General features: G+C 71.3%; 18 protein-coding genes and 1 pseudogene. 10 read left to right on the top strand and 9 right to left on the bottom strand.

The window, feature by feature from the left end; translation table 11 throughout:
* Nucleotides 1–4: 4 nt before the first annotated feature.
* The gene (locus PINTE_RS09305; protein ID WP_068429135.1) at nt 5–1726 is read right to left on the bottom strand and encodes an ABC-F family ATP-binding cassette domain-containing protein; all 1722 of its coding nucleotides are present in this window, start codon (nt 1724–1726) and stop codon (nt 5–7) included.
* Between the two features lie 206 nt (nt 1727–1932).
* Here PINTE_RS09305 and PINTE_RS09300 point away from each other — a divergent pair, with 206 nt between their 5' ends.
* The 3 genes from PINTE_RS09300 to PINTE_RS09290 all read left to right on the top strand — a co-directional run bounded on the left by PINTE_RS09300 (nt 1933) and on the right by PINTE_RS09290 (nt 4542).
* Nucleotides 1933–2820: a CPBP family intramembrane glutamic endopeptidase gene (locus PINTE_RS09300; protein ID WP_169798498.1), complete on the top strand. Its 888-nt coding sequence runs from the start codon at nt 1933–1935 to the stop codon at nt 2818–2820.
* Between the two features lie 14 nt (nt 2821–2834).
* Entirely contained in the window at nt 2835–3656 is an 822-nt protein-coding gene (locus tag PINTE_RS09295; RefSeq protein ID WP_084343417.1) for a methyltransferase, read from the top strand.
* 145 nt (nt 3657–3801) lie between these two features.
* Entirely contained in the window at nt 3802–4542 is a 741-nt protein-coding gene (locus PINTE_RS09290) for a 3-keto-5-aminohexanoate cleavage protein (protein ID WP_068429173.1), read from the top strand.
* A 252-nt stretch (nt 4543–4794) separates the two neighbouring features.
* Here the strand turns inward: PINTE_RS09290 and PINTE_RS09285 are convergent, their stop codons facing one another.
* The 5 genes from PINTE_RS09285 to PINTE_RS09265 form a co-directional block, all read right to left on the bottom strand.
* Nucleotides 4795–5721 carry an AAA family ATPase gene (locus PINTE_RS09285; RefSeq protein ID WP_068429125.1) on the bottom strand — a complete coding sequence of 309 codons (927 nt, stop codon included), beginning with the start codon at nt 5719–5721 and terminating at the stop codon, nt 4795–4797.
* Nucleotides 5708–7144, bottom strand: a complete 1437-nt coding sequence (locus PINTE_RS09280) for a TnsB C-terminal domain-containing protein (RefSeq protein WP_068429122.1) — start codon at nt 7142–7144, stop codon at nt 5708–5710. Before PINTE_RS09280 ends, PINTE_RS09285 begins: the two co-directional genes overlap by 14 nt.
* Nucleotides 7145–7153: 9 nt before the next feature.
* Nucleotides 7154–7720, bottom strand: coding sequence for a recombinase family protein (locus tag PINTE_RS09275; protein WP_068429172.1), 567 nt, complete (start codon nt 7718–7720; stop codon nt 7154–7156).
* 141 nt (nt 7721–7861) lie between these two features.
* Entirely contained in the window at nt 7862–8653 is a 792-nt protein-coding gene (locus PINTE_RS09270; protein ID WP_217996551.1) for a PaaX family transcriptional regulator, read from the bottom strand.
* Entirely contained in the window at nt 8650–9237 is a 588-nt protein-coding gene (locus tag PINTE_RS09265; protein ID WP_068429119.1) for a GNAT family N-acetyltransferase, read from the bottom strand. Before PINTE_RS09265 ends, PINTE_RS09270 begins: the two co-directional genes overlap by 4 nt.
* A 56-nt stretch (nt 9238–9293) precedes the next feature.
* On the opposite strand from PINTE_RS09265, the gene PINTE_RS09260 reads away from it, so the two are divergent.
* Together PINTE_RS09260 and PINTE_RS09255 are read left to right on the top strand one after the other, a co-directional pair.
* Complete coding sequence (locus PINTE_RS09260) at nt 9294–10298, top strand: alpha/beta hydrolase family protein (RefSeq protein ID WP_245642881.1); 1005 nt, start codon at nt 9294–9296, stop codon at nt 10296–10298.
* A gap of 130 nt (nt 10299–10428) precedes the next feature.
* Complete coding sequence (locus tag PINTE_RS09255; RefSeq protein ID WP_169798497.1) at nt 10429–11928, top strand: HNH endonuclease signature motif containing protein; 1500 nt, start codon at nt 10429–10431, stop codon at nt 11926–11928.
* A 114-nt stretch (nt 11929–12042) separates the two neighbouring features.
* Here the strand turns inward: PINTE_RS09255 and PINTE_RS09250 are convergent, their stop codons facing one another.
* Nucleotides 12043–12966, bottom strand: a complete 924-nt coding sequence (locus PINTE_RS09250; protein WP_068429110.1) for a LysR family transcriptional regulator — start codon at nt 12964–12966, stop codon at nt 12043–12045.
* A gap of 91 nt (nt 12967–13057) precedes the next feature.
* Between PINTE_RS09250 and dapA the strand changes: the two genes are divergently transcribed.
* Complete coding sequence (gene dapA, locus PINTE_RS09245) at nt 13058–13954, top strand: 4-hydroxy-tetrahydrodipicolinate synthase (RefSeq protein WP_068429107.1); 897 nt, start codon at nt 13058–13060, stop codon at nt 13952–13954.
* Between the two features lie 19 nt (nt 13955–13973).
* Here the strand turns inward: dapA and hpxO are convergent, their stop codons facing one another.
* Nucleotides 13974–15131: an FAD-dependent urate hydroxylase HpxO gene (gene hpxO / locus PINTE_RS09240; protein ID WP_068429104.1), complete on the bottom strand. Its 1158-nt coding sequence runs from the start codon at nt 15129–15131 to the stop codon at nt 13974–13976.
* Between the two features lie 165 nt (nt 15132–15296).
* Between hpxO and PINTE_RS09235 the strand changes: the two genes are divergently transcribed.
* The 3 genes from PINTE_RS09235 (at nt 15297) to PINTE_RS09225 (ending at nt 18180) form a co-directional block, all read left to right on the top strand.
* Nucleotides 15297–16241, top strand: a complete 945-nt coding sequence (locus tag PINTE_RS09235) for a DMT family transporter (protein ID WP_068429101.1) — start codon at nt 15297–15299, stop codon at nt 16239–16241.
* 32 nt (nt 16242–16273) lie between these two features.
* Complete coding sequence (locus PINTE_RS09230) at nt 16274–16648, top strand: hypothetical protein (protein WP_068429166.1); 375 nt, start codon at nt 16274–16276, stop codon at nt 16646–16648.
* Nucleotides 16649–16809: 161 nt separating this feature from the next.
* Entirely contained in the window at nt 16810–18180 is a 1371-nt protein-coding gene (locus PINTE_RS09225; RefSeq protein WP_245642880.1) for a chloride channel protein, read from the top strand.
* A gap of 13 nt (nt 18181–18193) precedes the next feature.
* Here the strand turns inward: PINTE_RS09225 and PINTE_RS09220 are convergent, their stop codons facing one another.
* A complete protein-coding gene (locus PINTE_RS09220; RefSeq protein WP_245642879.1) occupies nt 18194–20767 on the bottom strand; it encodes an FHA domain-containing protein in 2574 nt (857 codons plus the stop codon).
* Nucleotides 20768–21220: 453 nt separating this feature from the next.
* Between PINTE_RS09220 and PINTE_RS09210 the strand changes: the two are divergent.
* Nucleotides 21221–22003, top strand: a pseudogene (locus PINTE_RS09210) (hypothetical protein); the annotation flags it as partial.

The following is a 22003-nucleotide window of genomic DNA, read 5'->3' as shown; positions in this document are numbered from 1 at the left end:
ATCCTCAGTCCCTGGTGATCTCGCTGACCTGGCCGTTCTCGAGGTGCCAGCGGCGGGTCAGCCGCACCGTCTCCAGCATGCGCCGGTCGTGGGTGACGAGCAGGATCGTGCCGTCGAAGGTGTCGAGTGCCTGCTCCAGCTGCTCGATGGCCGGCAGGTCGAGGTGGTTGGTCGGCTCGTCGAGCACGAGCAGGTTCACACCGCGAGCCTGCAGCAGCGCCAGGGCCGCCCGCGTGCGCTCACCGGGCGACAGCGTCGCGAACGGCCGGTTGACGTGATCCCCGACCAACCCGAACTTGGCCAGCAGCGTGCGCACGTCGGCGTCGGAAAACGATGGTAATTCTGCCGCGAAGACGCGGGTCAAACTCCCACTATCCCGACCACCCCCGGCGGTCGAGCCGGTCGAGCCGGCAGCCCAGCCCTCCAGGGCCCCGCGCGCCTGATCGATCTCGCCCACGAGCACGCGCGAGCCCAGCGCGACCGACCCGGCCTGCGGCGCGATGCGTTGGAGCAGCAGGCCGAGCAGCGTCGTCTTGCCCGAGCCGTTCGGCCCGGTGATCGCCACGCGGTCCCGCAGGTCGAGTTGCAGATCGACCGGCCCGAGCGTGAAATCGCCGCGACGCACGAGGGCGCCCCGAGCGGTCGCGACCACGTCACCCGATCGCGGCGCCGCCGCGATCGAGAACTGCAGCTGCCACTCCTTGCGCGGTTCCTCGACCACGGCCAACCGCTCGATCATCCGGTCAGTCTGCCTCGCCTTCGCCGCCTGCTTCTCCGACGTGGCGACGTTGTGGTGCCGGATGAACTTGTCCTTCTCCCCGCGGCGGGCCGCCCGCGAGTTCGCGGTGCGCACGCCCTTGTCCATCCAGGCCCGCTGCATGCGCGCCCGTTCCTGCAGCTGCGTGCGCCGCGCCGCGTACTCCTCATAGGCCTCCCGCGCGTGCCGACGGGTGATCGAGCGTTCCTGCAGATACGCGTCGTACCCGCCGGAGTACGTCGCCACGCGCTGCAGGCTGCGGTCGATCTCGATGACGGAAGTGACGGTGCGGGAGAGGAACTCGCGATCATGGCTGACGAGCACGACGGGCGCGTCGAGGTCGAGCACGAAGTCCTCCAGCTGGTCGAGGCCATCGACGTCGAGGTCGTTCGTCGGCTCGTCGAGCAGGTACGCGTCGTAGCGCGACAGCAGCAGCGCCGCGAGCCCGACCCGGGCCGCCTGCCCGCCGGACAGGCTCGACGTCGGACGGTCCAGGTCGACGCGCAGGCCGAGCCGGTCGGCGACCTCCTCGAGGCGCTCGTCGAGGTCGGCGCCGCCGAGGTGCAGCCACGTCTCGAGCGCGCGGGCGTAGCGCTCGTCGGCGCGGGCCCTGAGCCGCTCGTCGGTCTGCCCGGCCGCGTCCGCCAGCGCGATCGCCGCCGCGTCCATCTCCTGCAGCGCCGCGGCCACCCCGGTGCAACGGGCGAGTTGGGCGCGGATCGTCTCCGGCCCGCGCTCCGGCTCCTGGGTGAGCAGGCCCAGCTGGGCGTCGGTGGGGGAGACGGTGACCCGCCCGGTCTCCGGCGCCCGCACCCCGGCGAGGACGCGCAGCAGCGTCGACTTGCCCGCCCCGTTCGGCCCGACGAGCCCGATGACGTCGCCGGGAGCGGCGACGAGGTCGAGCCCGGAGAACAGCTCCCGGTCGCCGAACCCGGCCCCCACCCCGACGGCCTGGATCGTCGCGCTCATGGCCTCAGTCTCACCGCGCCGGCCGGAGCCTGTCGAATGGTTTGTGTGCCAGGTCACCGGCCGTCAATCGTTCGATGGGTGCCCGAGGTCAAGGTTCATGCCGCGGCCCGATGCGCCTGCCGGGTGATTCGTCCGAGAGTGGTGACATGTCCGAACCGCGCGCCACAAGCGCCTTCCCGACCAACGACCACCGAAGGAGTGGGGGCGTGACCGGTCCGAGACGACCGGGCCGCTGGAACGTGCCGCTGCCTCGGCTGCTCGCCGTCGCGCTCCTGGGGTACATCGGCTTCTTCCTGCCGACGCTCGTGGCGATCGACGGCGCGGCGAGCATGCCGACCCGGATGGCGATCGGTCTGGCGCTCGGCGTCATCCTCTTCCTCGTGTTCATCCGCGGGACGCACGAGGACTTCGGGCTCGGCTCCGTCGGCGCCCGCCGGTTGCTCGCCTGGGGTCTCGGCGTGGGGATCGCGCTGCAGATCGTTCTCGTGGTCGCCTCGCGGGTGGTCGGTGGCGAGTGGGTGCCGGGCGTCGATGCCAACATCGCCTTCGGTGCGCAGACAGGCCTGCTGGCCACCACGCTCGACGCGAGCGGGGAGCCGGTCGCCGTCCAGCCACCCACGCCGGTGTCGTTCACCGGGATGGCCGCGGTGGCGCTCGGCAGCGCGGTGCTCGCGCCGATCGTCGAGGAGGTCTTCTTCCGCGGCCTGATCTACCGGGCCGTGCGCGACAGCATCGCGCGCCGTTGGGCGCCCGCGCTGGCGATCGTCGTGGCGGCGCTCGTTCAGGCGTACCTCTTCGTCGTGGCGCACCCCTCCGGCGGGCTGCAGGTGGCGATCATCCTGCTCATGGCGGTCGCCTACGCGGTGGCGTTCGAGGCCACCGGTTCTCTGGTCGTGGCGATGGTCGCGCACTCGATCTTCAACTCGATCTCGTTCCTCATCGTGCTCGTCGGCCCGCAGCGCCCCGCCGACTTCTCGCCGGCCGCGGTGCTCGTGTTCGTCGCCGCCCCGCTCGTGACCTGGGGGATCGCCCGGCTGCTGCGGTACCTGCCGTTCGGGTCGCGCTCGGTCGAGGTGCCGCTGCGGGCGCGCTGAGTTAGCGTCGCCGGATGCTCTGCACCTCCTTGGGTGACGCCGCCGGCTCCCCTGCATTCGCTCGGTGGGTCCGCTGCGCGCGCCTGCTCGCGGTCGCGGCGCACGGGGCGGTATCGGGGGTGGTGCCGGGTCGGCCGCGCGCCCGGCCCGGCTCCGGTGCCACGGCCTCCGCGGCCGGCGACTGGCTGCACCGGCGGCTCTACGAGGGCATCGGGCTGCTGCCACCGCGGGCGGCCCAGCGGGTGCGCGGGGGGTTCTTCGACACCCTGTTCGCCGTCGCCCCAGACCCCTGGAACTACGCGGACCGGCCCTATGAGCTGCGCAAACGCGAGGCTCTGCTGCGGCAGGTTCCGCCCGACGCGGGCGTGGTCGTCGAGTTGGGCTGCGCCGACGGTCACAACCTGCGGGAGCTCGGCACTCGGATGCCCGGCTCCCGCGTGATGGGACTCGACATCAGCGCTCGCGCGGTCGCCGGGGCGCGCCGACGCGTGGCCGACGTACCGAACGTGCGCGTGCTGCGCGGCAGCGTGGCCGGCGCCGGCCGGGTGCTCGACGCCGCCGGTGTCCACGAAGTCGACGTTCTCGTCGTCGCCGAAACCTTGTACTACCTCGGTGCCCCAAGCGTCGCGACCTCCGAGATCGCGGGCCTGGCCCGCGTCCTGGCTCCGGGCGCACGGATCGTGCTCCTGCACCCGCCGTCCGACGCGCGCCGGTTTCACGAGCCGGTGTTGCGGGCCCTGCGGGCGGAGCCGGTGACGCACGACGCATTCGCCGACCAGGAGCGTCCGTTCGTCATCGACGTCGGGGTTGTCGGCGATCGTTGCGACGCAGCGTGATGCGGCTGGGCGCCGCCGGGCGCGGCCGGGCGCCTCGTGGCGCCTCGGGTCCCGCCGAGATCCGAGCGGTTCGAGACGCCGGCTGAGGGGCATGTAGCGCCCGCCGCTGCGGGTCTTGTCGGTGCTCGGCTCTAGGGTGCTCGCCATGTTGGAGGTCACGCCGAACGGACCCTGGGGCACCGAGGTGCACCCGTCGATGCCGATCTCGCTGCCGGAGGTGCTCGCGCAGGTGCGCTCGTGCCTCGTCGCGGGCGCCGACTCGGTGCATCTGCACGTGCGGGATGCCTGCGGTGCCGAGACCCTGGATCCTGCTCTCGTCAACGAGGCGTGCGTGCGCGTGCGCGAGGTGGCGGCCGAGCTGGGGGTCGACCTCGAGGTCGGGTTGACCACCGGCGCGTGGATCGTGCCCGATCTCGCGGAGCGCATCGCGATGATCCGCGACTGGGAGGGCGTCGACTGCGCGACCGTCAATCTGTCCGAGCCCGGGTTCGAGCGGGTCATGGCGGCCATGGGCGATGTGGGCATCGGGGTCGACATCGGGCTCTGGGCGCCCGCGGAGCTGGGCCGGCTGTACGCGTCCGGGGTGCTCGCCGACGCCTACCGCGTGAACATCGAGCTCGATCCGGGCGAGCCGTACCGCCTCAGCGGTGACCCGGTCGGCATCGCGCGCGAGCTGTGCGAGGCGCACGACGGTGCCGAGTCTCGGTGCCCGCGCCTGATCCACGGAGCCGGTGCCTGGACGTGGCCGCTCGTCGAGGAGGCCTTTCGACGCGGCGACCACACGCGCGTCGGCTTCGAGGATTCGGTGCTGCTGCCCGACGGTCGGCGGGCGTCCGACAACGCCGAGCTGGTCCGGGCGGCGGTGCGGCTCCGTGATGGCAAGTGACGCAGATCACATCGTGAAGTTTGATCGAATTTGACTCTCCCGCAGTCGATCTCGCGTCGCGCGCAGACGGGTTTGAATCTCGTTGTCGCTGAGGCTAATTCGCCACTCCGAGCGGTGGTCAAAATACGTGAGTTCGATAAAATAGAGGCATGGACTTCACTCCTGACTGTGATGTCACCGACGGTGCTGCGGCACCGGCCGGTGGCGTCGATGTGTGAATCGTGGCGGTAGGTGTCGTGGCTTCGGCGCCGTTTAGCGTCCAATGAGCAGGGCTTCCTGGGCGGCGTCGACGGCCTCCGGGGTGAGGCGAGTGTGCTTGTTGATGTCGAGGATGCGGTTGACCTGGGTGACGAGCCGATCGGCCAGGCGAAAGTTCCCGTTGGTCGCTCGGACGATCGCGGCAAGAGCTGCCGTGTGGGCGAGACCCGCGTCGTCAGGGTCCGGGTCCGGGAGGCGCTGTGCGACTACTGCGGTGAGTTCGTCGTTTCTGAGGGGGCGATATTCGTGGGCGAAGCCGATGCGGCTGTAGAGCTGAGGATAGCGGGCGAGGCGCTTCTCGATACCGGGCATGCCGATGAGGATGACGCCCATCCGGTGGCGGTCGTAGAAGTCGCGGACTTGTTCGAGTCCGGCGGTCTTGAGCCGGTCGGCTTCGTCGATGATGAGCAGTTCGGTGTTCCCGCTGTATTGGGATTCGGCGTGAACGTAGGGGTCGACGTGGCCGTGCTGGGCGTAGTCAATGGCCCACGAGATGTGCTGGCAGGCGCGGGGCAGGCCCTGGTCGATCTGCTTGATAGTCGCGGCGACGGTTGGGGTGAAGAACGCGGTTCGGCTCTGTTGGACTGCTTCGGGCACGGGCGGCAGCGCTCCCGCGCTGCGCGAGAGCGGGTGCCATTGCTCCCATTCGTCGGTGCCGGCGTAGTGGCGGGCGGAGAGCGTCTTGCCGATCCCAGGTGGCCCGTAGCAGAGGCCGATGTAGCGGTGTGACCGGACGGTGTCTGCGAACTCCGTGAACCGGCGGTGCTCGCGTGTGGTCACGAACGCGGGCCACGTGTCTGCGTGGGGTGGTGGTGCTTCTTTGAATTCGTCGAAGTGGCCGCTGAGGAACCGGCGCCCGTCGTCGCCTGGTTCGAAGAGGACGGAGATGGGTTGGCCGTCGTCTGGCTCAGTCGTTGGCATAGGTTCTCAATCCGTGTCGGGCCGGGGGCGGCGTTGCGCGGTCGGGTGCACTCTCCGGTACAGCCGCGACTTCGGGGCGGTGGCGGGTGTCTTCAGGTAGTGAGCCAGCGTGGGTGGTGAGCTCGCGGAGCTGCTGTTTCAGGGCGCGGCGTTGCTTGTTCCTCGCCGCCTGCAGGTCCGTGAAGGACACGGTCTCGGAGGAGCGTTCGGGCGCGATCGCACGACACAAGAACGTGTTGTCGTGGAACACCCGCACCTCGCCCAGGTCGCGGGGGTCGTAACGCACCGTGACGTCCTCACCGACGTATGCGGCGAGGACCGGTGAGATGTATCGGGTCGATGCGAAGCGGATCCCGTCGCGTTGCACACGCCGCGTTGCCGTGGCAGTCAGCAGGAGCGAATCGAGGTCTTCCGGGTGGGCGGGCATTCGAGGGATAAAGCTGTCGCTCCGCCATCGTGCGTGCGGGGCCTCGCCAGTCGCTGAATGTGGTCGTTCGTTGTACTCGTTGACGATGAATCGCTCGAGCACGTCATCGAGTTGGTGCAAGGTCAGGCTGGGTTCGCTGACGGGTGCCCCGCCGGTGCCGTGAGGGATGAAGCCGGGCAGGTGCGGCAGCAGCTCGGTCGTGATGGTGCGGTAGAACCGTTCGATCTTGCCGCGGCCCTGCGGAACGCCGACGCGGGAGTGGATCAGGCGCACGTGTAGGTCGAGGCAGACGTGTTCGATCCTGGTCGAGGTGAAGTCGGACCCATGATCGCTATAGAGGATGTCCGGGAGCCCGGACACCCCCCACGCCGGGTTTCGTTTCCGAGCGACGGCCTGATGAAACGCCAGTGCGGAGTTTTCGGCCGTCGGTGCTGAGACGCCCACCGTGTAGCCGGCGATAGCTCGCGAGTAGTCGTCGAGCACGATGGTGAGCCAGGGTCGGACGGGCTGCTGTCGGTCGTTGAGGATTATCACATCGAGCAGGGTGTGATCCATCTGCCACTGCTCATTCGGGGCAGACGTCTTGCGTCGGTAGACCAGCTCGAATCTGTCCCGGTACGCCGCGTCCCCGCCGTCAGCGAGAGTCGTAAGGCCTGGGTCAAGCGCGCGCACGATCTCGCGGACCGTGGTGTATCCCGGGGCTGACAATCCACGGTCCCGGGCAATGTCACCGATGCGACGGTGAATATACGCGATCGTCGGCGCGGGCCGGCGCACAGCAAGCGCCTCGATTGCGGTTACCAGTTCGGCGGCAGTGCGCGTCGATCCCTTATCACGGCGAGGGGCCCTCGCGAGCTGACCCGTCTCAATCCGAGCTGCCCAGCGTTGCAGGGTACGCACCGCAACGCCGGAGTGCTCCGCAAGCCGCGTCCACGGCACCCCGTCCTGGTGTTGGCGCACAAGCTCGGCCTTTTGCCGGTCGCTGAGGTGCGCCATGATCCCTCGTCAGGCCCGCTCGACGTGCTCGGCCAAGTGCCGATAGATCGTGGGCCGGGACACCCCGAACGTGTCGGCGATCTCCTGCACGGTGTGGCCGCCCTCGTCGTACATCGCCCGGGCTTGCCGAATCTTCGTCGGCGTCATCTTGAACTTCGGGCCGCCTTTCCGGCCCCGCGCGCGGGCGGCCGCGAGGCCGTCGTGGGTGCGCTCCACGATGAGGTCGTGCTCGAACTCCGCGATCGCAGCGAGCATATGAAAGAACAACCGGCCACCAGGCGTGGTGGTGTCGATGCCCTGCGACAGGGCTTTCAACCCAACCCCACGCTGCTGAAGCTCATCCGCGACTTGCTTAAGGTTTCGCACAGACCGGCCGAGCCGGTCAAGCTTCGTCACCACGAGCGAGTCGCCCCCTCGCATATACCCGAGGGCATCCGTCAGCGCCGGCCTCTTCACCAGGGTGCCAGACGCGTGCTCGACAAAGATCTTGTCGCACCCCGCAGCTTCGAGCGCATCGGTCTGGCCGTCCGGATTCTGATCCCGGGTCGAGACGCGGGCGTAACCGATCGTGGCCATGTCTAAGCGTATCGCGAACGCCGCCTGCTTTACATAGATCGTAGACACGAGTCATGAGACACGACTCGCCGAACCGAGCGAGGAGAGCGCCGACTGACTCATGAACGGTCGATTGCGAACAGGTGCACGACCACAGTTGGCTCAACCTGCCGATGCGGTCACGGTGTCCCATGCCGAGTATGCAGCTGATGGCGCGATGTCGTTCCAGCACTCGAGCCATGTTCGGCGGAGCATGGCGGGTCGCCAGGGAGAGCGGCGCAGGTCGAGGGGGATGAGGGGGTCATCGCGGAGCGCGGACTCAAGGGCGTCGGCGAGCAAGATGCGTCGGACGTCGGCGTGGGCGGTGGGGTCGTCTTGCCTGATGGCTGTTGCAATGACGTCGTATGCGGAGTCGATGGGCTCGGCGGGCCAGAGTTCTTCTGCGATCGTCCGCGGATCTGTGACGCCTCGAATGTTGAGATCCCTCGCGGTTGCTGAGATCACGTACCGCCCCATGGCAGGGTCCAGGTGTGGTCGGAGATCGTGGGGGCTCAGAAATGTGCCGGTGGCGAGTGAGGCGGCGCCGGACGCGAGGAGGGTCCGGCGTAGGGAGTCGCGGGCGGCGCGCTCGCGCTCTGGCGCGCCGATCGCGTAGAGGTTCCATGAGCCGTCCCACGGCTCTTTCTCAGCATCTTGTTTGAACGCTAGGGCGAGTGCGGATCGATCTCGGTCTATGCGCTCCCGTCCGGTATCCGTGAGTTCGAGCGTGCCTGAGCGTCCGCGTCCGATTTGTGTCAGCTCGTCGGCTGCCTGCATTCGACGGATTGCGAGACGGACGGGCTGGTCGCCCGTGCCGAGGAGGTCGGCCGTGTCGTATATGCGGGCGAGAGGCGCCTTCCCGCGCATCGGGAGGAACGCTTCGACGATGGTGCGCCCTGCGATCCGACTGCTCACTCGTCGACTCTCCGCTCCATGGTTAGATAGCGATCGAAACCGTACACGCTGGAGAGCGGGCCCAGCGCCCCGGCCGAGACCTGTTCGAACCCGCGACGTCGATACAACGCTTCGGCGCGAGGGTTCGTGTCCACGACCGACAGGCGAACAGAGCGCAGGCCCTCGCTACGGGCGAGCTCGACGGCCGCCTCAAGGAGGGCGGTTCCCGTTCCCCGACCCCGGCTCGCACCGTCCACACAGATCCCATCGAGCACCATCGTGTCATCCACGTCTCCACGGGCTAGGGGGCTGAGTACGAGTGCGGCCCGTGCCGCGGCAAGCCAGGGCAGGCTGGCCCGCAGGGAGTGCCAGGTCACAGGCACGGCGCCTGCGCCGTCACGGTGGAAGCCGCACATCCCTACGAGATCGTTCCCAGACCGGGCGATGAGGGTGCGGTCCGACCGGAGCGACGCCGTCACAACACTCAGGCCGCGTTCCGCTGAGACGAAGGCGGGGCGGAGTTTGCGCCGGAAAGCCGCCCAGTAGAGAGCCGCGACTCGATCGCGCTCCGCCGCGGCAAAGCCGTGCCCGATGATGATCTCCATCCCCCGAGTCTATCGCATAGTGTACGATCGTTCACATGAAGAGAAGTATCCGGTGGATGGCCATCGTTGCCAGTGTCGTCCTCGTTATTGCTGCAGGTGCAATTGGGGTCGCGCTGGTCGGCAACTCGTATGCGTTCGATGAGCGGCACGTCGAGATTCCGATGACCGGTGGCAACCTGTCGGGCGTCTTGACGACACCCAAGAGCGGCGAGGCTCAGGGAGTCGTTGTGATGGTGCACGGGGACGGTCCCGTCGACGCGACGCAGAACGGTCTCTACGACCCGTGGTTTGATGGCGCGGCCGCCAGCGGATACGCGACGCTCTCGTGGAGCAAACCCGGCGTCGGCGGGTCGGATGGCGACTGGCTCGCGCAGAGCCTTCCCGACCGAGCCGCAGAGGTAGGCGCTGCGATCGACTGGGCTGCGGCGCAGCCAGATGTCCCGACGTCGACGATCGTCCTGTGGGGTGCGAGTCAAGCGGGCTGGGTCATTCCCGAGGTGGTCGCCGACCGCGACGACATTGCCGGCGTTGTGGCAGTCGGTACCGCTATCAACTGGCTGAGACAAGGACAGTTCAACCTTCAAGCGGAACTCGATCACGAGGGCGCAGATGCCGAACAGCGCGCCCGCGCCGAAGCCGCAAGCGTCAGCACGAATGCGCTCCTGGAGCGCGGGGCAAGCTATGAGGAGTATCTCGGTGAGACCACCGAGGTCGACCCCATGACCCGCGAGCGGTGGGGATTTGTTCAGCGCAACTTCCGCGCCGACGCCACCAGCGATCTCACCCGAGCGGCCACACATCACATGCCGTGGCTACTCCTCGCCGGCGAGCATGACCGAAACGTCGACGTCCACGAAACTGCCGAGGTCTACCGTGGGATCTTCGGCAGAGACGTCGAGGTCACATGGGTTGACGCGGTGCACTCCATGGCGCGCCCAATGGTCGATGATTCCGAATTCATCGGCTTCGTGACGGGAGTGTTCTGGCCGCGCGCGCTCTTGGCACACGGCGTCATCGACTCATACCGCGGATTCCTCGATCAGGTGACAGGCTCCCACTGAAGCATGGCTCGACATGCAAACCGATCGCTTGTGAGCCCGCGGGGCGACACGACAACCCGCGACGGCTATCACCGCCGAAGACGTGCCATCTAATTCCGCGACTCACAGCGTCGATGTGTCGGGAGGCGGGGTGGCTGCGCCGGTAGGGGAGGCGCTGCTGGGGCAGGTTCAGGCGGCGCGCGCGGCGTTGTCGGGGTTGCCGGGTCTGTTGGCGCGGGTCGGGTCCGATGAGTTGCCGGAGCTGGCTGCCGCGGCGGCGGGTGCGGTGGCTGCGGCGTGTGCCGCGCAGGCGGCGGTCGTTCTTGAGGCCGAAGACCGTGGGGTCATCGCGGAGTCGGATCATCCGCGGGTACCGGCCTGGGTGCAGCAGTCCCATGTCGAGGCCGGGGTGCCGGTGTCGCCGAGTCGGGCACGCGCGTTGGGGGCGATCGCGCGGATCTGTGATCGGCAGGACGCGGCGCCGCTGCGCGAGGCCGTGCTCGAGGGACGGGTCACCGTCGAAGCCGCGGACCTGCTCGCCGCCACCTACCGGCGGTTGCAGGGGTCGATCACCGTCAAGTCCTGGGACGGCGTGATGGACGCGCTCATCGGGTTGGCTGCGCACGGGGTGAACCGGCGTGAGCTGGCGGCGATGGAAGAGCAGTTGATCGGGCAGTACGGCACCGAGGGCGAGTACGAGGAACGCGAACGGCGGTACGAGCGGCGTGACTTCACGGAGCTGACGCTCAACCCGCGGACCGGGATGTATGAGGGCCGGGTGCGGCTCGACCCCGCGTCGGCGGCCGTGGTGATCGCTGCCATCAACGCGTTGAGCGCGCCGCGGCCGACCAAGCCCGCCGGCCGTGACTCGCACGGTGTGACTGACGCAGACGCCGCGGGCGCCGCGGATGGTGCCGATGACGCAGGTGCCGCCGGTGCCGCAGATGGCGGGCCCGCCGATGATGAGGACGACGCCCGTGACGCGGCGACCGCCGGCAAGCCCGAGCCCGACCTGCGCACCGCGGGTGAACGCCGCGCGGACGCGCTCGTCGCGCTGGCGGCCCACGCGGCGGTCCCGGACAAGAACACCCCCGGCACCGGCGCCAAGGCCAAGGTCGTCGTGACCATCAAGCTCGCCGACCTGGTCGCCGGGCAATCCGAGGCCCTGCCCGGTGTGTTCGCCGACCTCGTGCGCACACACCGCGAACGCACCGGCGGCACCGGGTTCCTTACCGACCACAACCACGGCTGCGGCACCACCGCCTTCGGCCACACCCTGACCCCCGGCCAGGTCCGCGTCCTGTCCTGCGACGCCCAGATCATCCCCGCCATCCTCGGCACCGGGCCCGAACCCCTCGACCTCGGCCGCGGAAAACGCCTGATCACCCCGGCACTGGCCACCTACCTGGCCATGCGAGACGGCGGATGCACCTTCCCCGGCTGCTCCATGCCCCCGGCCTGGTGCGACGGACACCACTTAGTGAGCTGGCTGATGGGCGGCCCCACCGACCGCCACAACACCGCGCTGCTGTGCCGACACCACCACACGGTCGTGCACCGGTACGGATTCGTCGGCGTCGTGGTCGTCGGCGAAGTCAGATGGTCCAGAGCCGACGGCACCCCCATCGGCAACCGACCACGCGCCGGCTAACGCCCCGGCCCGCCGGATGCCCGGCCGCAGCGCCAGTCGCCAACGGCGGCGGGCCGCTTCGGCTCGTCGGCTCGTCGGCTCGTCGGCTCGTCGGGCGCCCAGACCCCCTGCCCCTCAGGACGCCTCCACACCAGACCCCGTCGCGGCGGGCGACTCACCGGCCAGCGCGTCGATGACCGCGAGCAGCGCGGGGTTGGACTCCGAGCTCGCCCGCCACACCGCGTCGACGCGCCGCACCGGGGCCGGCTCCACCGGCACGGCGCGCACCGAGGCCGGCAGCGCCGGGCGGGCCAGCCGGGGAATGAGCGCCGTGACCCCGCCCGCCTCCACGAGCGCCAGCTGGGTCGAGAAGTCGTCCACCCGATGCAGCACCCGCGGGTTCGTCTCGGCGCCCACGAACAGGCGCTGGAACCAGTCGTGACAGGCGGTGCCCGGCGGCGAGGTCACCCACGTCGACCCCACGAGGTCGCGCCCCGTCAGCGAACGCCGCTGCGCCAGCGGATGATCCGAGCGCACGATGACGTCACCCACGTCGGTGTGCACCGCCCGCGATCGCACCCCCGTGGGCAGCGGCAGCGCCACCCCGTCCATGTCGTGCACGAGCGCGAGTTCCGCCGCGCCCGACGACAGCGCCGACGCCGCCTCTGCGGGGTCCAGCTCGTCGATCGCCAGGTCCAGCGCCGGAAACGCGGCCGCCAACCCCGGCAGTCGCGGCGTCACCAGTCCCCGCACCGCGGTGGAGAACGCCGCGAGCCGCAACGTGCCCGCCACCGTCGCCGACCGGCGCCGGGCCGCGTCGCCCGCCCGCTCCAACGCCGCGAACACCTCCGGGGCCGCGTCGACGAGCGCCTGCCCGGCCGGCGTCAACACCACCCCACGCCCCACCCGCGCCGTCAACGGCACCCCGACCTGGACTGACAGCCGCTTGACCTGCTGCGAGACCGCCGAGGCCGTGAACCCGAGCTCGTCCGCGGCACCCGCCACCGAACCTGTGAGCGAGATCGCCGCCAATGCGCGCAGGGCCTGCGGATCGAGCATCCGCCCACCCTACGGCGATGAAGCGACCTTTCCGAATACACGCCAGAAAGGGTTGCTGGACGTGTGCAATCTCGCCGGGCACCCTGAGACCATGACGACACCCTCCCGCCCCTTCGGCAGCGTGCTCACCGCGATGGTCACCCCCATGACCCCCGACGGGGAGGTCGACCACAAGGGCGCCCGCGACCTCGTCGAACACCTGCTCGCCACGGGGCACGACGGCATCGTCGTCAACGGCACCACCGGTGAGTCCTCGACCCTGAGCTTCGACGAGAGCGTCGACATGATGCGCACGGTCGCCGACCAGGTCGGCGACCGCGCCCACGTCGTCGCCGGCGTCGGCTCCAACGACACCAAGCACTGTGTCGAGATGACCAAGGCGGCCGGTGAGGCGGGCGTCGGCGGGCTCCTGCTTGTGTCGCCGTATTACAACAAGCCGACCCAGCGCGGGCTCATCGCCCACTGCGAGGCGGTCGCCGCCGCCACCCAGCTGCCGATCATGCTCTACGACATCCCCGGCCGCACCGGAATCCCGTTCGCGCCCGCGACCCTCGCCGAGCTGGCCGCGAACCCGCGGATCGTCGCCGTCAAAGACGCCAAGGGCGACCAGTGGGCCGCCACCAAGCTGATGGACCAGACCGACCTCGCCTGGTACTCCGGCGCCGACGAGGACAACCTCGCCTGGCTCGCCCTCGGCGCGAGCGGCGTCATCAGCGTCGTCGGCCACGTCGCCGGAACCCAGTACCGCGAGATGGTCGACGCCGTCGAGGCCGGCGACCTCGACCGGGCCCGCGCCGTGCATCGTCGGCTCGTGCCCGCCGTCGAGGCGATCATGACCACCTCGCAGGGCGCGATCATGGCCAAGGCCGCCCTCGTCGAACTCGGCGTCATCCCGCACGCCAGCGTGCGGCTGCCGCTCGTCGAGTCCACCGACGACGACCTGGAGATCCTGCGCGCCGGGCTGAGCGCCGCCGGCATCACCGGCTGAACCGTCGGCGACCGGCCGCTCAGCCCAACGGGTTTCCGTCGATGTTCGCGACGATGCCGCGGATGATGTTGGTCCCGTCCTCGCCGCGCAGTTCCTCGTACCAGGCCGCGGTGGCCGCCGGGTCGACACCGTGCGTCACGTCGCAGCGGCGCCGCGCCCGCAACACGAGATCGCCGGCCCGCCTGCTGCGGCGATCCTGGTACCGCACGAGCGCGTCCTCGACACCGAGGGTGTTGGTCTGCAACGACATCGCGAGCACGACGGCGTCCTCCATCGCCTGGCAGCCGCCCTGGCCGATGTCGGGCGACGTCGAGTGCGCGGCGTCGCCGAGCAACGCGACCCGGCCGGACACCCATGTGTGGAACGGCTCGATGTCGTGGATCTCCACCCGGTTGGTGCGCGCCGGGTCGAGAGCCTCGATGAGCCGCTGCACCGGCTCCGCCCAGCCGGCGAAGTACCGGCGTAGATCGCCGCGCAGGGTCTCGCGGTCCTCCGGCAGCCCCGGCGGCAACGGCACGTCGAAGAAGAAGTAGAACTGCCCGTCCGCCACCGGCATGAGCGAGACCCGCTTGCCCTCACCGACGAACGTCGTCCACTGGTCGCCCGGCGCGAGTCGCTCGTCGATGTCGACGAGCCCGTTCCAGTTGACGTAGCCGGCGTAGCGCCGCGGCGTCGGCCCGCCGAGCACGTACTCGCGGACGGTCGAGTGCGCCCCGTCCGCCCCGACGAGCAGGTCACCGGAGTCGCTGCCGCCGCCCTCGAAGTGCGCCGTCACCACGGCGCCGTCGTCCTCGACGCCGACGAGCTTCTGGCCGAGATGGATGCGGTCCTCGCCGAACTCACGCCGCAGCATGGCCTGCAGCGCGGTGCGTGACATCGGGTACGGAGCCTGACCGACCTGCTGCACGAGGGGGACGAGGCTGAACCCGCACATCGTCTCCCCGGTCGACCCGTCGATGTAGGCCATCCGGTGCATCGGGCCACCGAGGGCCGCGGCCTGCTCGGTCAGGCCGAGGTAGTTGAGGCACTTGACGCCGTTGGACCACACCGAGATCGCCGCGCCCGCGGGCCGGCATTCGGTGACCTTCTCGTACACGGTCACGTCGTGACCGTTGTTGCGCAGGGCGATGGCCGCGCACAGGCCGCCCATGCCGGCTCCGATGACGATGACCTTCATGCGCGACTCCGTTCAGGGCGGGGGCGGGGCGGGGTGGGGTGCGTGCGCAGCGCACGCTAACAACGACGTGTTACCCCGTCGCGGCACGGTGTTTCGCGGGTGTTGCGGGCCGGTCCCGGCGCCGGGCGCCCGCAGCCCGAGACGGTCGCTCGGTAGCGTGCCGCAATGACCAGCGAACGAGTCGGCGTGCTGAGCTGGATCTACGCGTCGGGGCCGCTGTTGCTGTGCGTGGCGGTGCTGGGCTGGTCGGGCAACTTCGTCGTCGGTCGCCTCGTGGGCGGGCAGGTGCCGCCGGTGCAGCTGGCGCTGGCCCGTTGGGTCATCGCCGGGGCCATCCTGCTGCCGTTCGCGTGGCGGCACCTGCGGGCGGACGCGCGGCGGCTGCGGCGGCACTGGCGGGTGCTCACCGTGCTGTCGGTGACGGGCGTCGCGGTCTTCAACACGCTCGTGTACCGCGGGCTGGAGACGACGACCGCGGTCAACGGGCTGCTGCTGCAGTCGGTCTGCCCGGTGCTCATCATCGTCGTCACGGCGCTGCTGCACCGGGAGCCGCCGCGCGCGGTGCAGCTGGTCGGGCTCGTCGTCTCGCTGGCCGGAGTCTGGCTCGTCATCACGCGCGGTGAGCCTTTCGGCGGCCTCGGGCTGCGGGTCACGGTCGGCGACCTGTGGATCCTGCTGGCCGTCGCGTCGTACGCGGTGTATACCGTCGCGTTGCGCAGCCGGCCGCCGGTGCATCCGCTGTCGCTGCTGGTCGTGACGTTCGGCGCGGGGGCGCTCGTGCTGCTGCCGTTCGCCGCGGTCGAGGTGGCGGGCGGCCGAACGATTCCGCTCACCCCGGGCGCCCTGGCGGCGGTCGCCTACGTCGCGGTGATCCCCTCGATTGTGTCGTACGCCTGCTTCAACCGCGGGGTCGAACTCATCGGCGGGGCGCGCGCGGGACAGTTCCTGCACCTCATGCCGGTCTTCGGGGCGGTGCTCGCGTTCGTGTTCGTCGGCGAGCGGCTGTGGTGGTTCCACCTCGTCGGCGCCGCGATCATCGCCGCCGGGTTGTGGCTCTCGGGCCGATCGGGGCGGCGCGTCCGGTCCGCCACCGACGGCAAGCCCGCCTGACAGCGGGGCGATCGGCGAGCACAGTGGTGGACATGAAGGTGCTCATCGTCGACGGCGCCAACGTCGTGGGCTCGCGCCCCGACGGCTGGTGGCGCGACCGCCCGGGCGCGGCGCGCCGCCTGCACGACCGGTTGGTGCGCAGGCTCGCGGCCGGGGCACTCGCCGACGAGGTCGTGCTCGTTCTGGAGGGCAAGGCTCGCGCCGGCGTGCCCGAGGGCATCGACGGCGGCGTGCGCACCGTGCACGCCCCGGGCGAGGGCGACGACGAGATCGTCGCCCAGGCCCGGCAGGCGGTCGCCGCGTCCGGGCCCGGAGACGAGGTGCTCGTCGTCACCGCCGACCGCGCCCTGCGCGCCCGATGCGCCGCCGCCGGGGCCGCCGTCGCCGGGCCGTCCACGGTCTCTTAGGGGCCCGCTCTCGCCCGACATCACCTGTCTGGTCGTTGCGCGCTGCTTCGTTGCCCAGCCGGTCGAGGGTGACGAGGTTGCATGCCACCGGTTCGCGACGCCGCCGTGACCGGCGACAATACACGCGAACCCGGCCGGGCGGCCGCGATAGTCTCCGCCTCGTGGTCCGTCCCCAGCGCCCGCATGAACCGACGTCCGAACGAACCCCCGATCCGGCCCCCGAGCCGGCGTCCGGTGCGCGCTCCGGTTCGGGCTCCGATCCCGATCGAGCGGCCGGCCGGTGGGCCCCGGCGCGCGTGCTCGCCTACACCGGCCTGGTCGTCGTGCTCGGGGTGCTGGCGGGGCTGGGGGCCGCGCTGCTCACGTGGATCCTGCACGCGACCGAGGAGATCGTCTACGGCCACGGCGAGGAGCACGGCCAGGTGCTCACCAACGGTGTCGAGGCGTGGCGGATGAGCCTGGGTGTCGCGGTCGTCTCGATCGTGCTGGCCCTCGCGTGGTGGCTGCTGCGCCGGCGCGTCACGCTCGTCGGCGTCGAGGGGATGGTCGCGGGCAAACCGACTCCGGTGTGGGGAACGGTGGCCAACGCGGCCTTTCAGATGATCGGCGTCGGCGCCGGGCTGCCGGTGGGTCGTGAGGTCGCCCCGCGCGAGCTCGGTGGTCTCGCCGGCGAGCGGCTCACCGCGCGGCTCGGGAACCACGGGCTGACCGAGCACGATCGGCGGGTGCTCATCGGGGCCGCGGCCGGAGCCGGTCTGGCCGCCGTCTACCAGGTGCCGCTCGGCGGCGCGGTGTTCGCGATGGAACTGCTGCTCGCGCAGATCTCCACGACGATCGCGGCTACCTGCCTGAGCATGTCGGTCATCGCGGTCATCGTCTCCCGCGTCGTCGTCGACCCCGTGCACCAGTTCGCCGCCCCGATGCTCGACAGCACCGACTGGCACCTGCTCGTGTGGGCCCTCGTCGTCGGCCTCCTGCTCGGGCCCTTCGGCGGCTGGTTCGGCGACGTCGCCGACCACGTCAAGGCCACCTCGCAGCGCGGCAACCTCACCCTGCTCACGTTGCCGCTGGCCGGGATCGCCACCGCCGTCTACGCCTGGTGGTTCCCGCTCGTGCTCGGCAACGGCCGCGCCGCGATGCAGACCGCCTTCCTCGGCATCGGGCTCGGCCTGGCGCTCGCCACCCTCGTCGGCAAGTGCCTCCTGACGATGCTCACGCTGCGGGCCGGAGCGGTCGGCGGCACCCTCGCCCCCGGTTTCGCCGCCGGGGCCCTGTCCGGCGCGATCCTCGGGCATCTCGCTCAGCTCGCGCTCCCCGGCATCGACGTGCCGATCGCGTCGCTCGCCGTGCTCGGCGCCGCCGCCGTGCTCGCGACCTCCCTGCGCGGCCCGGCCACCGGCATGCTCATGATCGTCGGCATCACCGGCCAGGGACACGACGCGTTCGCCGCCCTGGCGCTCGCCGTCGGCGCCGCCTACGCGACGAGCGCCCTGCGCCCCAAGCTGCCGGGCGTCCCGCGGCCCCGGCCGTAACCAGGGCGGCGGGTCAGGCCCCGACCCGCCGCAGCCGCACCCACGTGGCGGCCAGCACGGAGGCGGTGAGGCCGCCGAGCACGCTGATCGCCGTCCACCACGCGGAGGCGGTGTGCTCCCACAACCCGTCGTGCGCCACCCGCGGCACCGACAGCGCGTCGACCGTCGCGGCCGACCCTGCGTACCCCCACCGGCTCGGCGCGGCCCACGCCAGCTGCTCGAGCACGGCCTGGTCGGCGACCGGGATGAGGCCGCCGCAGAGCACGAGTTGGGCCATGATCGCCACGACGAGCAGCGGCATGACCTGCTCCGACGTCGACACGCACGCCGAGATGAGCAGCCCGAGGGCGGCGCTGGCGAAGGTCGTCGCCGCGACCGCGACGAACAGCTCGGCCGAGCCGCTGCCGAGCACGAGGCCCGCGCTCGGCGGGTCCGTCACCGCGAGCACGACCGCGACGAGCACCGCCGACTGCAGCAACGCCATGCCCAGGTACACGAACACCTTGGCCGCCAGGTACGCCATCGGGGAGAGACCGACTCCTCGCTCGCGGCGGTAGATCGGGCGTTCGGCGACGAGATCGCGGGCGCTGGAGGCCATGCCCATGAACGCGGCGCCGACGATGAGCACGACGAGCAGCTGGAGCTTCTCGGTGGGCCGGTCGGCGCCCGGCGGCCCGAACCCCGCGCTGCCGGGCACCGCGAGCACGAGCAGCGCGAGCACGATCGGCAGCACCGCGAGAAACGCGGTGTACGAGCGGTCGGCCCCCAGCACCCGCAGGTGCCGCGCGGCGAGCGTGCCGACCTGCCGCAGCAGCGGCTGCTGACGCCGCGGCGGATCGGGCTCCGGCGCACGGCTGCGTGGCGCCAGATCGCGGTTCGGGTCCTCGCGGGCGGCGTGCCGGGCGAAGCGCCGCGCCACCTCGTCCGGGTGGGCGGCGACGATCGTGAACACGTCGGAGTAGTCGGTGCACGCGAAGTACGACAGCACCGACTCCGGGGGCCCGAAGTAGGCGACCTTGCCGCCGGGCGCGAGCAGCAGCACCCGGTCGCACATGCCGAGGTTGGCGACGCTGTGGGTGACGACGATCACCGTGCGGCCGCCGTCGGCGAGCGTGCGCAGCGTCGTCATCACCGACTTGTCGAGCCCGGGATCCAGGCCCGAGGTGGGCTCGTCGAGGAAGAGCAGCGAGGGCTCGGTGAGCAGCTCCAGCGCCACGCTCGTGCGTTTGCGCTGGCCGCCGCTGAGCCGGTCGATGCGGGTGTCGGCGTGCTCGGTCAGCTCGAGCTCGGCGACGACCTCGTCGATGCGGGCGCGCCGTGCGGCCGGCTCGAGGTCGGCGGGAAAGCGCAGCCGCGAGGCGTATTCGAGCGCCTGACGCACGGTGAGCTGAGGGTGCACCACGTCGTCCTGCGGCACCAGGCCTACGCGCCGGCGCAGCTCGTCGTAGTTCTCGTACAGGTCGCGCCCGTCGAACGTCACCGTGCCCGCGCTGGCCCGCCGGGAGCCGGTGAGCGCGCCGAGCAGCGTCGACTTGCCGGCTCCCGAGGGGCCGATGACCGCCATGAGGCTCGACGTCGGCAGCGCGAGGTCGACCCCGTCGAGCAGCGTCTTGCCGCCCGGCAGGACCACCCGCAGGCCGTGCGCGGACAGGCTCACCTCGCGGCGCTGCCGGGTCATCACGAGCGTGCCGTCCTCGACCCGGAAGTGCCGCTGCCCGATCGTCAACAGGTCGCGCGGTCCGAGGTACGCGGCCGTGACCGGGTGACCGTTGACGTACGTGCCGTTGAGGCTGCCGAGATCCTCGATCCAGAACCCGTCGCCGTCGCGCGTCGCGCGGGCGTGGTGGCGCGAGGCCTGCAGGTCGTCGATCGTCAGCGTGTTGTCCTCGGACCGGCCGATCGTCACCGTGCCGTCCGCCGTCTGCGGCACGAGGTGGGCCGGGCCGCGGTCGGCCCCAGAGCCGGCCGAGTCGCCCGGCCCGTTGGTGGCCGTGCGCACGGTCAGGACGGGGGAGGCGGTGCCGGGCCCGAGGTGGATCGCCGTGCCGGGCGTGAGGCGCACGGTCGTGATGCGTCGGCCGCCGATGTAGGTGCCGTTGACCGACCCGAGGTCGGTGAGCAGGGTGTGGCCGTCCGGGGAGACCTCGACGACGGCGTGCCGGCGGGAGACCTCGGGGTGGTCGATGTGCACGTCCGCGTCGGCGAGCCGGCCGATGAGCAGAGTCGATGTAGTCGATGTAGTCGATGTGGCCGTTGCGCTCGGCGAGGCCGACGGGCTTGGCGACAGCGGCGACAGCGGCCAGGTGCGCTCGCCCATCGTCAGGGTGAGCGGCGGCCGGTCGGGGTCGCTCGGCCGAAGCGGGCGGGTCTCCTCCGAGACCGAGCCGGCCGAGTCGGCCGTCGAGTCGGCCGCGCTCGCGTGGTCGGCGGCAGCGACCGGGTCCCGCCCGGCCGTGCCGAAGCCGCGCGGAGCCTGACCGCGGGCGTGCTCCTGGGCCTCATCGCGCGCGTGCGCTCCGTCGGGCGCGTGCGGATGGCCGGCCGCGCGGTGTCCGCGCGCCTGTCCGGAATCCCCGTTTATCCCCATGGCCCCCAGCCCCTGAACGACGATCTGGTAGCGTACCGGCCGCCGGGTGCTCGGGGCGCACCCGAGGGGGGAATTTCCATGAGCGTCAAGACATGTCGCGTGTGCGGGGCAGCCTTTGCGGGGATTTTCTGCGGTTCGTGCGGTTCCTCCGCCGGGTCCGCGGGAGCTGCTGGGTCTGCGGGGTTTGCGGGGGCTGAAGGCCCGGCCGGCGCCCCGCCCTCGACCGAACCGTCGAACGAGCCATCGACCGAGCCGTTGACCGTCGCGTCCTTCGCACCGCCGGCCGTCGCCACGGCCTCGCGGTCATCGGGCGCGCCGGGCGGCTTCGAGGCGCCCGGGACCGCTCCCTTCGGTGGGTTCGACAGCATCGACACCGTCGTCTCGAATCGCTCCCGCAGCGCCGCGCCTGCCGCCGGCCGCGCTGCCTGGTCGGAGGCCGACACGCAAGCGACCGTGTTGGGTGCCGGGCGCCGACCGGCCGACTCCGGGGGCTTCGCGGGCGGCGACCGGGCCATCGGAACGAACGCCGGCTTCGGTGGCGCGGGCCGGAGCGCCTCGACCAGCGCCTGGGCGTACGCACCGGGCTCCGCGACGCAGCCGGTCGACCCGGCACTCCGCACCTCGACCCACCCCGGCCCGCGGCGCCGCGCGGTGTCGACGGCCGGGCTCATGGGTGCCTCGGCGCTGGTGGCGGCCCTGCTGCTCGGCGGGGCGTGGTGGGCCGGAGCCCACGATGACCGCGACGACGCGGCCACCGACCCGGCTCCGGCGTCGCCGAGCGCCACCTCGCCGGGCGTCGTGACGTTCTCCGACGGCTCGGTGCCACCGGCCCAGCGCGCGGCGGTCGGCGCGGGAGCGTCGGGAGCGTCGGCAGGGCAAGGGGCCACCCAGGTGCCGGTCCCGCGCGGCACCGCGGTCGCGCCGAGCGCCGTCGGCGCCGGTGCCGGTGTCGCCGGGTCGACCCCGTCGATCGACCGCGCCGGTGCCCAACGGAACCCGGGCGCTTCGAGCGGGAACTCGCTGGTGACATCGGAGCAGGTGACGTCTGAGCAGGTGACGTCGGAGCCGGTGATCACCGACCCCGTGCGGCCCGCGCCGCCGCCGGAACCCCCGGCGCCCGAGCCGAAGGCGCCCGTTCCCCCGGAGGAGGGGGCGGCTCCTGGGCCCGTCGATCCGGTTCCCCCGAACCCGCCGGCCAACCCGGCTCCGGCCGAGCCGGCTCCGGCCGACCCACCG

Source organism: Piscicoccus intestinalis NBRC 104926 (assembly GCF_001515525.1).
Classification (GTDB): domain Bacteria; phylum Actinomycetota; class Actinomycetes; order Actinomycetales; family Dermatophilaceae; genus Kineosphaera; species Kineosphaera intestinalis.
Note: the sequence above shows the minus strand (reverse complement) of the source record. Positions and strands in the feature narration are given on the sequence as shown.

What these genes read in the sequence shown, in the direction of transcription:
- PINTE_RS09305 (WP_068429135.1), bottom strand. Translation starts at nt 1,726, where the DNA reads ATGAGCGCGACGATCCAGGCCGTCGGGGTGGGGGCCGGGTTCGGCGAC.
- PINTE_RS09295 (WP_084343417.1), top strand. Translation starts at nt 2,835, where the DNA reads ATGCTCTGCACCTCCTTGGGTGACGCCGCCGGCTCCCCTGCATTCGCT.
- PINTE_RS09290 (WP_068429173.1), top strand. Translation starts at nt 3,802, where the DNA reads ATGTTGGAGGTCACGCCGAACGGACCCTGGGGCACCGAGGTGCACCCG.
- PINTE_RS09285 (WP_068429125.1), bottom strand. Translation starts at nt 5,721, where the DNA reads ATGCCAACGACTGAGCCAGACGACGGCCAACCCATCTCCGTCCTCTTC.
- PINTE_RS09280 (WP_068429122.1), bottom strand. Translation starts at nt 7,144, where the DNA reads ATGGCGCACCTCAGCGACCGGCAAAAGGCCGAGCTTGTGCGCCAACAC.
- PINTE_RS09275 (WP_068429172.1), bottom strand. Translation starts at nt 7,720, where the DNA reads ATGGCCACGATCGGTTACGCCCGCGTCTCGACCCGGGATCAGAATCCG.
- PINTE_RS09265 (WP_068429119.1), bottom strand. Translation starts at nt 9,237, where the DNA reads ATGGAGATCATCATCGGGCACGGCTTTGCCGCGGCGGAGCGCGATCGA.
- PINTE_RS09260 (WP_245642881.1), top strand. Translation starts at nt 9,294, where the DNA reads ATGGCCATCGTTGCCAGTGTCGTCCTCGTTATTGCTGCAGGTGCAATT.
- PINTE_RS09250 (WP_068429110.1), bottom strand. Translation starts at nt 12,966, where the DNA reads ATGCTCGATCCGCAGGCCCTGCGCGCATTGGCGGCGATCTCGCTCACA.
- dapA (WP_068429107.1), top strand. Translation starts at nt 13,058, where the DNA reads ATGACGACACCCTCCCGCCCCTTCGGCAGCGTGCTCACCGCGATGGTC.
- hpxO (WP_068429104.1), bottom strand. Translation starts at nt 15,131, where the DNA reads ATGAAGGTCATCGTCATCGGAGCCGGCATGGGCGGCCTGTGCGCGGCC.
- PINTE_RS09235 (WP_068429101.1), top strand. Translation starts at nt 15,297, where the DNA reads ATGACCAGCGAACGAGTCGGCGTGCTGAGCTGGATCTACGCGTCGGGG.
- PINTE_RS09230 (WP_068429166.1), top strand. Translation starts at nt 16,274, where the DNA reads ATGAAGGTGCTCATCGTCGACGGCGCCAACGTCGTGGGCTCGCGCCCC.
- PINTE_RS09220 (WP_245642879.1), bottom strand. Translation starts at nt 20,767, where the DNA reads ATGGGGATAAACGGGGATTCCGGACAGGCGCGCGGACACCGCGCGGCC.